We start from the raw sequence: 12,070 nt of genomic DNA on the forward strand, positions 1-12,070 counted from the left end.
CAACGTCTGACACTCAGAACAGGCTATGGAGAAACAAGATGACGGCTACCTCTCATTTCAACTGGGATGACCCTTTACTGCTGGTTCAGCAACTGACCGAGGAGGAGCGACAGATCAGCGACGCTGCCCGGGCGTACTGTCAGGAGCAGTTGCAGCCACGGGTGCTCAGCGCCTACCGTGAAGAGCGGTTTGACCGTGAGATCATGAATGAGATGGGTGAGATGGGCCTGCTCGGTGCCACCGTAGCGGAAGAGTACGGTGGCGCGGGCCTTGGCCATGTCGCCTACGGTCTGGTTGCACGTGAAGTTGAGCGGGTTGATTCCGGTTACCGCTCCGCTATGAGTGTGCAGTCATCACTGGTGATGTATCCGATCGAAGCTTACGGATCAGAAGAGCAGAAACAGAAGTTTTTGCCAAAACTGGCCTCCGGTGAATTTATCGGTTGCTTCGGCCTGACCGAACCGGATCACGGTTCTGACCCGGGTTCCATGAACACCCGCGCGAAAAAAGTCGATGGCGGCTACCTGCTGACAGGGCAAAAAATGTGGATCACCAACAGCCCGATCGCTGATCTCGCGGTGGTCTGGGCCCGCTCTGACGCTCACGAAAACAAGATCCGCGGCTTTATCGTGGAACGCGGCACCGAAGGTTTCTCCACTCCAAAGATTGAAGGCAAGCTAAGCCTGCGCGCGTCGATCACCGGCGAAATTGTGCTGGATGAAGCCTTTGTGCCAGAAGAAAACCTGCTGCCCAACGCCAGCGGCCTGTCCGGCCCCTTTGGCTGCCTCAACAAAGCGCGCTTTGGTATTGCCTGGGGTGCGATGGGCGCTGCAGAATTCTGCTGGCATGCGGCACGCCAGTACACACTGGATCGCAAGCAGTTTAATCGCCCGCTGGCCGCCAACCAGTTAATCCAGCTTAAACTGGCCAATATGCAGACCGAGATCACGCTGGGCCTGCAGGCCGCGCTGCAGGTGGGCCGCCTGATGGACAGCGGCAACTGGGCACCGGAGATGGTATCTCTGATCAAACGCAATAACTGCGGTAAAGCGCTGGATGTTGCGCGCATGGCGCGTGATATGCACGGCGGTAACGGTATCGCAGACGAGTTTGGGGTGATGCGTCACATGGTCAATCTGGAAACGGTGAACACCTACGAGGGTACCCACGATGTCCACGCACTGATTCTGGGGCGTGCACAAACCGGTATTCAGGCTTTCTGTTAACCGTTACGGGGCCAGACTCAGGCTCTGGCCCCACTCTGGAGGATGACCATGGATAAGCCTCTGCAAGGAATACGCGTACTTGATCTGTCACGCATACTCGCAGGCCCCTGGTGCAGTCAGCATCTGGCAGATATGGGTGCTGAGGTGATTAAAGTCGAGCACCCGTCACGGGGGGATGATACCCGCGGCTGGGGGCCTCCTTACCTCAGGGAGACCCATGATGCGGCCTATTATCTCTGCGCAAACCGGGGTAAAAAATCGATCGCGGTAGATATCGCTCAGGAAGAGGGGCAGGCGCTGATTCGTGAACTCTGCCTGCAAAGTGATGTCTTGCTGGAAAACTTTAAGGTGGGTGGCCTTAAGCGTTACGGGCTGGATTACGACAGCCTCCGGGCTATTAACCCGAAACTGATCTACTGCTCGATCACCGGATTCGGTCAGGACGGCCCCTATGCCAACCGCGCCGGATACGATTTCCTGCTGCAGGGCATGGGCGGCCTGATGGGGATCACCGGCAAACCGGACTCAGAACCCGGTGGAGGCCCGGTTAAAGTTGGCGTTGCCGTCACCGATCTGTTTACCGGCATGTATGCAGCAACCTCAATCCTGTCTGCCATTATCGGCCGGCAGCAGACCGGGGAAGGCACCTGGATCGACCTCTCCCTGCTTGATGTTCAGGTTGCGGTGCTCGCCAATCAGGCGATGAACTACCTTACCTCGGGCACCTCTCCCGGCCGTCTGGGAAACGCGCATCCGAATATCGTCCCTTATCAGGCCTTCCCCACGGCCGATGGGCATATCATTCTGGCCGTGGGCAACGACAGTCAGTTCCAGCGATTCTGTCAGGTCGCTGAGGTCAGTGAACTGGCGCAGGACTCACGTTTTGCGACGAATCGTGGCCGGGTGGAAAACCGGAATGAACTGGTGCCTCAGGTAGCCGCTGCCATCGCCCGACGCCCTTCCGCCTTCTGGCTGAAAGCACTGGAAGCCGAGGGTGTACCCTGTGGCCCGATCAACAGTATGGAGGAAGTGTTCGCCGACCCTCAGGTAAAACACCGGGGCGTCGAGATCGAACTTCCGCATCCGCAGGCCGGTCGCGTTAATCTGGTCAGCAATCCGGTACGAATGGATCAGCAACCACAAAACGCCCGCACCGCACCGCCTGCACTCGGTGAACATACCGAATCCGTACTTGCAGAGCTGCTGCCGGATCGGTTGGCCGATATGACCGAGCTGCGCCGTAAAGGCGTGCTGGGCTGAGCGGAATCAACAAAACGCGCCAGCGATAGCGGCGCGTTATTTGAGCCGTCTGGCCTGAGAAGCACACAACTGATAGCATCGACTAACACTTTTCAATATTGTTATTCAGCTACCATGACTTACAACGAAACCATTGCCGAACATGACTATATAGCGCCAATTACCGCTCATAAGATCCGTCAACTTAGCCAACGAGTGACTAAATCGGAAGCGCGGGTCGCGCAGTTTATTCTCCTGAACCTGCATCGCATCGGCTATGAAACCGGCGCCTCGATTGCGGAAAAAGCCGCGGTCAGTCAGATCACTGTGAGTCGGTTTCTGAAAAAAGCAGGATATAAGGGGATCGCAGCGCTCAAGGCTGAAGTTCAGAAGGAGCAGTTGCCGCTGGACGGATCAGAAGGCCGACGTCAGGATCAGGAGATCCACAGCCAATATGCTGCACAGATGCAACGGGACGCTGAATCGCTGGTCAGCCTCTATAAACAGTTCGGCACACCAGCCTGGGAGCGGTTAGTAGACTGCGTGTTTGAAGCCAACCGGGTCTATGTCACGGGTTTTCAGGCCATTCGCGGGGCCGCCGAGGATCTATACCGTCATCTGGCACTGGCCCGCAACGATGTTTATTATCTGTCCCCACACGATGGCATGCTGGCTGAACTGCTACCTTCAAAAAAGCCTCAGTCTGATGAGAAAATTACCATTATCCTCATCGATATAGCCCCCTATGCTGCGGATAACCAAACCCTCTGCAAACTCACTAAAGAGTTAGGTATCGAGCTTGTTGTGATCAGTGATGAATTTTGCCACTGGACCAAACTCTACACAGAACATGTAATCTATGCGCGCTGCCAGACCGGTTTGTTTGCCGAGTCCTCATGGGGCGTCGTGCTGGCTGCCAATGCCCTGGTCAACGCCATCGCCCAACGAGATCCGGAACATAGCGCAGAGCGCTACCGGGTTTGGGGAGAACGTACAAAAGCACTGAATCTTTTTTGGTAAACAGACTTTCTATCTACCCAATTAAAACACTCAGTATGGCTAATTGATTGAAATTAATACCTATTCAAGAATGTTAGATAAGTAACATTTTCTGATATTGTGATTTAAATACAGATCTCTAACACTAAAAACCACAGCTCGGGATTGATGCCCGGATCCCCAGGATTCGCCGGCAGCCCTTGATGGTTCGCAGAAAAACAATAACACCGGAGATCAATATGCAGTTTAAGAAAACCAGCCTTAGCGCCTTACTTTCCCTGGCCCTCGCCTCCTCTCCTACCGTTTCAGCCACTGAACAGGTACTCAACGTATACAACTGGTGGGATTACATCACGCCGGGTGCAGTTGAAGAATTTCAGGCGAAAACCGGTATCAAGGTTAATTACGATGTCTATGACTCCAACGAAATTCTTGAAGCCAAACTAATGTCGGGCGGAAGCGGTTATGACATTGTTGTGCCAAGCGCAAACTTTCTCGAACGTCAGGCGAAATCCGGCGTCTATTCCAGGCTCGATCGAAGCCAATTGAAGAACTATTCCAATCTCGATCCGGCTCTGATGAAACAGATCGAAGGCCACGACCCGGGAAATACGTATGCTGTACCTTACACCTGGGGAACCCTTGGATTGGCTTACAATGTGGATATGCTCAAACAACGTCTGGGGGATATGCCACTGGACAGCTACGACCTCCTGTTCAAACCTGAGGTTGCAGCCAAATTACAGGACTGCGGTATCGGTCTGGTGGACTCCCCCGCCGAAGTGATGGCGCTGGCCCTCAACTACCTGGGTCTGGACCCGAACAGTGAACGCAAAGAGGATCTGAAGCAGGCAACCGACCTGCTCAATTCAGTTCGCTCAAGTTACAAGCACTTCAATACCGGCAATATACAGGCTGACCTGATCAACGGCGACCTCTGTCTCGGCCTGGGCTACAGCGGCGATATGCTGCAGGCTCAGGGCCGGGCCGACGAAGCCAAAACAGGCGTTACTCTGGAATACCTGATCCCTAAAGAGGGTACTATCGCCTGGTTTGATCTGGTTGCTATCCCGGCTGACGCGCCTAACAAAGAAGCCGCTCACAAGTTCATCGACTTTCTTCTGGAACCGGAAACCGGTGCAGGCCTCTCCAACTACGTTTACTACGCGGTGCCCAATACCAGGATAGCCCCGCTGGTGGAGCCGGAGATTCTCAATAACCCAGCGGTTTATCCAACAGAAGAGATCAAATCAAAGTTGTTTACGCAGCAAGCACACAGCCAGAAATATGATCGCCTGCTCAGCCGTGCCTGGTCCAACATTAAAACCGGCCGCTAAGCCCTCTTAATCCCTGGCCGTTCCCCGGCCAGGTAGCAAAACATTCACCCGACCCTGAATAACTCTGGTTGAAGCAACCGGGATCATGCGACCAGTGGTCGGTCGCTTAAGGTAAATCACATGGTACAAATCGTCACCACGCAACAGGTTGAAGGAATTATCCATTCGCAACTGGGTATTAGCCGCGCCAACTGGGAAGAACCAAGCATGATGGCCTATAGCCATCTGCATATGGACCGGATGATGCCGCTTACTCTGCTGGAGCCGGGCCCACACACTCAACAGCTACCACGCACCACCCTGCCACTTAACATCTCCGACATGCTGTTCACTGATCCGTTTAATAACCGACCGATGAATGGTGAACAATTCCTCGACCGCCGCTTGTATAACGATGCTCTGCTGGTGTTCCACCGAGGTCAGGTGATCCATGAATCTTATCGTAATGGTATGCACCCTGATGATCATCATCTGCAGCATTCCACCACCAAGTCCTTTATGGCCATGCTGGTAGGCATTGCCATTGATGAGGGTCAGATGTCAGCGGATGCACCGTTCACAACTTATATGCCAGAGCTGAAAGATTTTCCGGCATGGCAGGAAGTGACCCTGCAACATGTCCTCGATATGGCTGTCGGCGTGGACTACCACGAAGATTACTCACGGGACGATTGTCCCTTCTTCCCTTACGCCCGTGCCGTCGGTTACTACCCGACAGAACCCGGAGAAGAACCGATCGGGACTAAAGCCTGGATGCTGGAAAACCTGATTAACCCAGTCAGCACTCCCGGTACTCGGTTCAACTACTGTTCCCCCCTGACCAACGCTCTGGGTATGGCCGTTGCCAACGCATACCAGCGCCCCTGCCTGGAGCTGATTGAGGAGAAACTTTATCAACGTGTCGGCTGCGCCGAACCTGCCTGGGTAAATACCGATGGGCATGGTGTACCGATTATGGAAGGTCAGATGAGCCTGACACTGGAAGACTTTACCCGCTGGGCGCTGCTGATGCTTAATCAGGGACGCAACCTGAATGGCGATCAGGTGATCCCCGAAGCGTTTATCCATGACACGGTGGCAATCAGAGAATCCTCACGACAGGCTTTCTCAGGTGATCCGCTCAGTACACTCTTTGCTAACGGCCAGTACCGCAATCAGTTCTGGGTCCTGAATCCGGAACAGCACCAGTTCAGTATGCTGGGTATTCATGGTCAGTTTGCCTGGTACGATCTGAACCGGGAACTGATGATCTGCGGCTATGGTTCCTACCCGGTGCAGGACGAGCCCTTGCTGAATATTATCCTCAACCAGCTTTGGTCACGTATCGCCGAAGCAACCGATAACCGCTAATCTCTTTGCCGGCCCAGGCCTGTAATAGTCTGCTGCGCTGCTACAGGCCTGAATAATCGCCGTTTAACTGATTTGCACCTGCTTCAACTGGCGGTTATGCAGTTTTGACAGGAACAGTAATGCACTGATCGCTCCCAGCAGTGCCAGCGCCATATCTGACTGGGTATCCCAGACATACCCCTGAGTACCGAGAAATGCCTCGGCCCCCTCACCGCTGGCCAGCGCAACCCACCACTCAAGCAGTTCATAGAATGCGCTGAAAGCGAGGCAGACTGAGATCACAAACAATACGCACCATCCTTCACCGTTGACGACCTGTTTACGAATCAGGATTTCACGCGCCAGCAGCGCAGGCACGAACCCCTGAAAGAAGTGCCCCACCTTGTCGTAATTGTTGCGCTCAGCCCCGAACAGACCATCAAACAGAGGCACTTCAGCGTAGGTATAGTGCCCTCCCACCATCAGCACCAGACAGTGCAACAGGATAAACAGGTAGAGCATCGGTGTGAGAGGAAAACGGCGGTAAGTGGTTAACAGCAGCACGGCACCGAGCATCGCGGGCAGCACTTCGAGAAACCAGGTGAACTGATCTTTTGGGTTGATACCGGACCAGATAAGCCCGGCCGTAAAGATAATTGCCCAGAGGTATTTAATAGCCTTTCCCTTTCTTAGCATACGCAACCGTTTCGCAGGCCATTACGATCGGGTTACTACTCCTCCAGCAGATAGTCGGGACAAAGGCCCAGCACCTGCCGTGCGAATACCGTGGGCTGATTAAAACTGACCTTAGCCCCGCTGGCTTTAGCCTGATCTTTAAGGATGATCAGCATCGCCAGCCCCGAAGAATCCATCTCCTCCAGTTGACTCAGATCGACCTCGAAATGGCTCGAGGTACCGAGCTGGTCGATGTAAGCATTGCGGAACCAACCGTATTGGTCAAATTTAAGCTGTTTGCCTACATCAATTCTAATCGTTTGTTTTTCGTTTGTTTCCGGGTGCCGCTCTGATAGTTGTCGTCTCATTTGGTGTGTAAAGAACACCGCACCTTCCCTTTAGCCGGGCCCCATCTGCGGTGTTCACAGTCCTTTATATTATTTTTGTTTGACCGGTCAGCGAACTGTAAAGCCCCTCCCGGAGTTCCGTCGTTAATTCCCTTGCCGGTCTTATTCAAATTGCCGGCATCTGTTTAAATACAACTTATTGTATTAAACGGAAGACCAATAAACTTACAGATTGAAGGGTTATAGTCAAGCGATTACTGATCTATTTTCCTGTTTGATAATCACCCGACAGACAAGCACTCTCTACGTCGAAACAACGGCAGTGGATCAGAGGAAACCTGCTTCGCCGATCTGGCGAATATCCACGATAATCAGCGTTATAGCCGCCCTGTTAAAAGTTGGGTGCGCAAATAGCGGCGGTACCTTCTTGCGACCTTGCGACTACGGATTACCCCTGCCAATAACAGAGTTGATTTCAGCTTATAAGGTGAAAGGTGGAACGGTGAAAAGATGAGAAGCTGACGCATAACCCGGGCGACAACACAGCGCAGTAAAATTGCCAACCCGATTGCAAATACCGAACGGAAAATTACCCTCTGAGCAGCCCATCAGCGGACGCTTCAGATCAGAGAAGAGGAGAGAAGAGAATAAAACAACAGGAAAAGAAGGCGGAAACGCCTCAGAAAAAAGCTATCGGATAGAACCCTCCGCCCGCTGGCGAAGGGTTCTACCACAAAATCAATCCTGATAGATCGATTCTTTCAGGCTAAGCATCTGCTGCTCAAGACGCCCACGGTCGATATCCCATAGATTGATATGACCGACTTTACGACCCGGACGGATCGATTTGTTATACAGGTGAACCTGAACATTGCCGCGGCAAGGCAGGTCTTTATCGACCTCTTTACCCAGCAGGTTGACCATTGCCGTATGACAAACCGGATTTGTTTCGCCCAGTGGCTGATCCGTAATACCCAGCAGATGGTTAGCGAACTGGCTGCACACTCCGGCAGCCTGAGTCCAGTGACCACTGTTGTGTACGCGTGGCGCCATCTCATTCACCAGCAGACGCTGATCCTGAGTCACAAAGAACTCAACGGAGAGAACTCCGGTGTAATCCAGTGCATCGAGAATTTTCTGAGTGATCTGCTGCGCTTCTGCTTTCAGTGCATCGTCAGCAAAAGCAGCCGGCGCGATGGAGGTAAGCAGAATGCCATTCTCATGGTGGTTCTCAGCCGCCGGATAAAAGGCACAACGGCCATCCGCAGCGCGTACCGAAACCGTAGAGATTTCACGTTCAAAGCTGATCACGCCTTCAACGATATATTCCATGCTGACCTGATTTTCTTCCAGCCAGGTATCCAGATCTTCCTGCGTTTTCAGGCGCCACTGGCCACGACCATCATACCCCTGCTGACAGGATTTAATGATCACTGGCAGACCAACCTCGGCCACACCTTTCGCCACCGAATCAGCACAGTCCGCCAGCGCAAAAGGTGCTGTCGGTACGCCGATATCGCGGAGGAAAGATTTCTCTACGCCACGGTGCTTACACTTCTCAATTGCTTCCGGCGACGGATACACGTTACAGAACTGCTGAACATCACGCAGCATATCGGTATCCACGTCTTCACGCTCTACGGTCACTACCGCAGGCTCGCCCAGTGCCTTAAACAACGCTTCACCACGAAGACTGTCAGGTACTTCAACGATTTCACCCAGACCTTCTACCGGCTGAACACTCTCACCGGGAAATGCGGCAAACGTGAAGGTATAACCCATTCTCCAGCCATCGAGTGCCATCATTCGCGCTAACTGACCGCAACCGATGATCGCAATGTGCATTATTCAACCTCCTGCGGGATAGCGTCGGTTTGTTTGGTTCTCCACTCGACCAGACGCTGGCTCAGTGCAGGATCTTTCAGGGCCAGCATCTGGCACGCCAGCAGACCTGCATTGTAAGCACCTGCGGCTCCAATTGCCTGACAGGCAACCGCTACACCACGAGGCATCTGTACCATGGACATCAGGCTGTCCATACCTTTCAGGTTTTTACTGGCAACGGGAACCGCGATAACCGGCAGATGAGTCATCGCAGCCGCCATGCCCGCCAGGTGAGCTGCACCGCCCGCACCGGCAATAATCACTTCAACACCTTCGTTGTGTGCGTTGGTTGCGAACTCGTACAAACGGCCCGGGGTCCGGTGTGCGGAAACCACTTTTGCTTCATAGGGTACGCCCAACTCCTCCAGCAGGATGGTTGCTTCCTGCATGGTAGGCCAATCGGACTGAGAGCCCATAATGATGCTTACCTGAACATTGCTCATTAAATCTACCTTAAAGTTAAATCATGACATCATGCCGACCGACAGCGCCCGATGAACCGGGCTTCCGGCTGAATAGCGCACGGAAATAAGGTCGTCAGCGACGAAGTAATCGACGAGCTGAGATTTGCACAGTTGGGTCTGCCCTGATTGCGGTAAGACCACAAAAAACACAAACATTCGCCTCAGGGGCAGCCACAACAGCCCCGGCAAATCTCCAGCAAATCAGAAACTACGCCACCCGGCATAGCTCCCACTAGCGGCACCACTACCCAAAAAGGCGGTTAAAGAACCATACCCTCTGAGCAGATTCAACCCTGATGTCGCAACTCGTACTATCTCCGGCAGAAAGAGTGCCTGCACTCCAACAAAAACCGGCTGCCGAAGAGGGGCATAATTTTACCGTTTCGTCCCCCTGCCCACCAGCCGATTAAAACAATGCCAGGCAGAAATCCACGTCCCCTCAACCAGGCGGGCCATTATAAATAAGAATGAAGCTAAGTCCTAGGGAACCGACGAAGAAGTCCTGTGTAACTTGCCCCGGGGGGCCTCTTTACACGGCGATTGTGTCAACCGGCCACAGAACGATGTGAAGAATTGATACAACGCAAACAAACAAGCCCGATAACAGAAAACAATCAATCCCGGCCAAGTGCATTGGTTTACACCCAACGCATATTTTTCCAACCGGCAGAAAACCTGATGAACAATTGCCAGAGCGCCGGCTGGGCATCTGCAGCAACTTAGGCTAACCTAAACGGAGACACGGCCACAGGCCCACTAACAACCTGTTTACACACGACTTTTCGCACATATTCAGGTGTTCATCTGCAGAGGTTAGGGATAAATGACAGAAAACAAGCAGAAGTTACTGGTTGGTGCACTGGAATGCTGCGATCTGCCGGATCTGGAACTTTCCGGCGTTCAGATGCGCGTCGATACCGGCGCTGCCACATCGTCACTGCACGTCGACAATATCGAAGAATTTACCAAAGACGGCAAACGCTGGGTTAACTTTGATATCCATCCGGATGTTCACAACGTTGACCGTGTGGTGAATAAGTCGCTGCTGCTCAAAGGTAAGAAGGTGGTGAAAAGTTCTACCGCCGACCGGGAAAAGCGCTTTGTGATAAAGACTATAATTCAGTTAGGCGGACGCGAATGGCCGATCAAACTGACCCTGACTGACCGCTCCAGCATGCAGAATCTGATGCTGTTGGGGCGGGAAGCGATGACCGATCATATTCTGGTTGATCCCAGCCGGGAGTTTCTGGTTTCCGATGACCCGGTCTGATCAACCCCTTGGCCCGGTGAGCCCAAACATTTTCAGTACCTGACGGATCAACCCGCCAGACATATCAGGAAAGCATTACCATGAAACTAGCAATACTCTCGTGCGGCCCGAACTCCTACAGCACACAGCGCCTGAAAGAGGCCGCTCTCCAGCGAGGACACGACGTTAAGGTGCTGAATACCCTTAAATTTGCGATTGATCTGCAGCGTGGCACCCCTGCCCTGCACTTCCGCCAGAAAGCACTCAGCGAATACGATGCAGTGCTGCCGAGAATTGGCGCGTCAATCACCTACTATGGCACCGCAGTCGTACGCCAGTTTCAGGAGATGGATGTGTTCTGTGCCAATACTGCACATGGCATCAACAACTCCCGCGACAAACTGCGCAGCCTGCAGCTACTGAGCCGGCATCATATCGGCATCCCGCGTACTGCGTTTGTGCGCGATAAAAAAGATGTACTGCCTGCGATTGAACGTGTCGGTGGCGCGCCGGTCATCATCAAACTGATCGAAGGTACTCAGGGCATCGGTGTCCTGCTGGCGGAATCCGTAACCACGGCAGAATCGATCATCGAACTGCTACAGAGTCAGAAACAGAACGTGCTCATTCAGAAATTTGTGGCCGAAAGTAAAGGTAAGGATATCCGTGCCATCGTGGTTGGCGACCGGGTCGTTGCCGCCATGCGCCGCGTTGCACAGGGACAGGAGTTCCGCAGCAACGTGCATCGTGGCGGTATTGCTGAAGCGGTGGAACTGAGCGACGAATATAAAGAGACCGCTGTGCGTGCAGCCCAGATCATGGGCTTGCAGGTAGCCGGGGTTGATATGCTTGAGAGCCAGACCGGCCCACAGGTGATGGAAGTGAACTCCTCCCCGGGTCTGGAAGGCATTGAAACCTGTACCGGACTGGATGTGGCCGGTGCGATTATCGAGTACATTGCAGCGCAGGTGGATTTCCCTGAGATCGACGTGCGCCAGCGCCTGACCGTCAGTAAGGGTTACGGTGTTGGTGAAATATATGTGCCTGAAGGTTCTAAGTTTGTCGGTAAAACCATTGTTGAGACCCAGCTTAATGAGAAGGACATTAACGTCCTGACCCTTTACCGGGGCAACAAAGTGATTCCAAACCCCCGTAAAGACCGGGTACTGGAAGCTGAAGACAAACTGCTCTGTTTCGGTAAGATGGAATCGATGCGCGAGATGATCCCGGCGAAAACCCGTCGCCGCCGCAGCCCGACCGTGGCCGACCTGCCCGACTCACTGCCGGAAGCCACAGGTCCGGAAGACGCCTGATCCTGTTA

The 12,070-nt window shown here is 53.4% G+C and carries 11 protein-coding genes and 1 pseudogene; 8 read left to right on the forward strand and 4 right to left on the reverse strand.

The features are described from left to right. Positions 1-38 precede the first annotated feature (38 nt). The 5 genes from QUD59_RS00440 to QUD59_RS00460 all read left to right on the forward strand — a co-directional run bounded on the left by QUD59_RS00440 (position 39) and on the right by QUD59_RS00460 (position 6,151). Positions 39-1,226, forward strand: a complete 1,188-nt coding sequence (locus QUD59_RS00440; protein WP_286238836.1) for an acyl-CoA dehydrogenase — start codon at positions 39-41, stop codon at positions 1,224-1,226. A gap of 48 nt (positions 1,227-1,274) precedes the next feature. Beyond that, positions 1,275-2,486 (forward strand): CaiB/BaiF CoA transferase family protein, encoded by a 1,212-nt coding sequence (locus tag QUD59_RS00445; RefSeq protein WP_286238837.1) that lies wholly within the window; start codon positions 1,275-1,277, stop codon positions 2,484-2,486. Between the two features lie 114 nt (positions 2,487-2,600). After that, on the forward strand, positions 2,601-3,485 hold the full coding sequence (locus QUD59_RS00450) for a MurR/RpiR family transcriptional regulator (protein ID WP_286238838.1): 885 nt from the start codon (positions 2,601-2,603) through the stop codon (positions 3,483-3,485). 218 nt (positions 3,486-3,703) lie between these two features. Further along, positions 3,704-4,801 carry a polyamine ABC transporter substrate-binding protein gene (locus QUD59_RS00455; protein WP_286238839.1) on the forward strand — a complete coding sequence of 366 codons (1,098 nt, stop codon included), beginning with the start codon at positions 3,704-3,706 and terminating at the stop codon, positions 4,799-4,801. Between the two features lie 120 nt (positions 4,802-4,921). Beyond that, complete coding sequence (locus tag QUD59_RS00460) at positions 4,922-6,151, forward strand: serine hydrolase domain-containing protein (RefSeq protein WP_286238840.1); 1,230 nt, start codon at positions 4,922-4,924, stop codon at positions 6,149-6,151. A gap of 63 nt (positions 6,152-6,214) precedes the next feature. Here QUD59_RS00460 and QUD59_RS00465 read toward each other — a convergent pair whose 3' ends face one another. The 4 genes from QUD59_RS00465 to purE all read right to left on the reverse strand — a co-directional run bounded on the left by QUD59_RS00465 (position 6,215) and on the right by purE (position 9,479). After that, positions 6,215-6,826 (reverse strand): DUF2238 domain-containing protein, encoded by a 612-nt coding sequence (locus QUD59_RS00465; RefSeq protein WP_286238841.1) that lies wholly within the window; start codon positions 6,824-6,826, stop codon positions 6,215-6,217. 35 nt (positions 6,827-6,861) lie between these two features. Then, on the reverse strand, positions 6,862-7,173 hold the full coding sequence (locus tag QUD59_RS00470) for an STAS domain-containing protein (RefSeq protein ID WP_286238842.1): 312 nt from the start codon (positions 7,171-7,173) through the stop codon (positions 6,862-6,864). 717 nt (positions 7,174-7,890) lie between these two features. Continuing rightward, positions 7,891-8,997 carry a 5-(carboxyamino)imidazole ribonucleotide synthase gene (locus QUD59_RS00475; RefSeq protein WP_286238843.1) on the reverse strand — a complete coding sequence of 369 codons (1,107 nt, stop codon included), beginning with the start codon at positions 8,995-8,997 and terminating at the stop codon, positions 7,891-7,893. Further along, positions 8,997-9,479, reverse strand: a complete 483-nt coding sequence (purE, locus tag QUD59_RS00480) for a 5-(carboxyamino)imidazole ribonucleotide mutase (RefSeq protein ID WP_286238845.1) — start codon at positions 9,477-9,479, stop codon at positions 8,997-8,999. Before purE ends, QUD59_RS00475 begins: the two co-directional genes overlap by 1 nt. Positions 9,480-10,323: 844 nt before the next feature. Between purE and QUD59_RS00485 the strand changes: the two genes are divergently transcribed. The 3 genes and pseudogenes from QUD59_RS00485 to QUD59_RS00495 all read left to right on the forward strand — a co-directional run bounded on the left by QUD59_RS00485 (position 10,324) and on the right by QUD59_RS00495 (position 12,062). Continuing rightward, complete coding sequence (locus QUD59_RS00485; protein ID WP_286238846.1) at positions 10,324-10,770, forward strand: ATP-dependent zinc protease family protein; 447 nt, start codon at positions 10,324-10,326, stop codon at positions 10,768-10,770. Positions 10,771-10,850: 80 nt separating this feature from the next. Next, positions 10,851-11,774 (forward strand): annotated as a pseudogene (gene rimK, locus QUD59_RS00490) (30S ribosomal protein S6--L-glutamate ligase); the annotation flags it as partial. A gap of 15 nt (positions 11,775-11,789) precedes the next feature. Further along, entirely contained in the window at positions 11,790-12,062 is a 273-nt protein-coding gene (locus QUD59_RS00495) for a cation:proton antiporter regulatory subunit (protein WP_286241068.1), read from the forward strand. The last annotated feature ends 8 nt before the right edge of the window (positions 12,063-12,070 follow it).

The sequence above is a fragment of the Neptuniibacter halophilus genome, assembly GCF_030295765.1.
Taxonomy (GTDB): Bacteria; Pseudomonadota; Gammaproteobacteria; order Pseudomonadales; family Balneatricaceae; genus Neptuniibacter; species Neptuniibacter halophilus.

Excerpts from the sequence above, each read along its gene's own strand:
- QUD59_RS00440 (WP_286238836.1), top strand. The coding sequence starts at position 39 with ATGACGGCTACCTCTCATTTCAACTGGGATGACCCTTTACTGCTGGTT.
- QUD59_RS00445 (WP_286238837.1), top strand. The coding sequence starts at position 1,275 with ATGGATAAGCCTCTGCAAGGAATACGCGTACTTGATCTGTCACGCATA.
- QUD59_RS00450 (WP_286238838.1), top strand. The coding sequence starts at position 2,601 with ATGACTTACAACGAAACCATTGCCGAACATGACTATATAGCGCCAATT.
- QUD59_RS00455 (WP_286238839.1), top strand. The coding sequence starts at position 3,704 with ATGCAGTTTAAGAAAACCAGCCTTAGCGCCTTACTTTCCCTGGCCCTC.
- QUD59_RS00460 (WP_286238840.1), top strand. The coding sequence starts at position 4,922 with ATGGTACAAATCGTCACCACGCAACAGGTTGAAGGAATTATCCATTCG.
- QUD59_RS00465 (WP_286238841.1), bottom strand. The coding sequence starts at position 6,826 with ATGCTAAGAAAGGGAAAGGCTATTAAATACCTCTGGGCAATTATCTTT.
- QUD59_RS00470 (WP_286238842.1), bottom strand. The coding sequence starts at position 7,173 with ATGAGACGACAACTATCAGAGCGGCACCCGGAAACAAACGAAAAACAA.
- QUD59_RS00475 (WP_286238843.1), bottom strand. The coding sequence starts at position 8,997 with ATGCACATTGCGATCATCGGTTGCGGTCAGTTAGCGCGAATGATGGCA.
- purE (WP_286238845.1), bottom strand. The coding sequence starts at position 9,479 with ATGAGCAATGTTCAGGTAAGCATCATTATGGGCTCTCAGTCCGATTGG.
- QUD59_RS00485 (WP_286238846.1), top strand. The coding sequence starts at position 10,324 with ATGACAGAAAACAAGCAGAAGTTACTGGTTGGTGCACTGGAATGCTGC.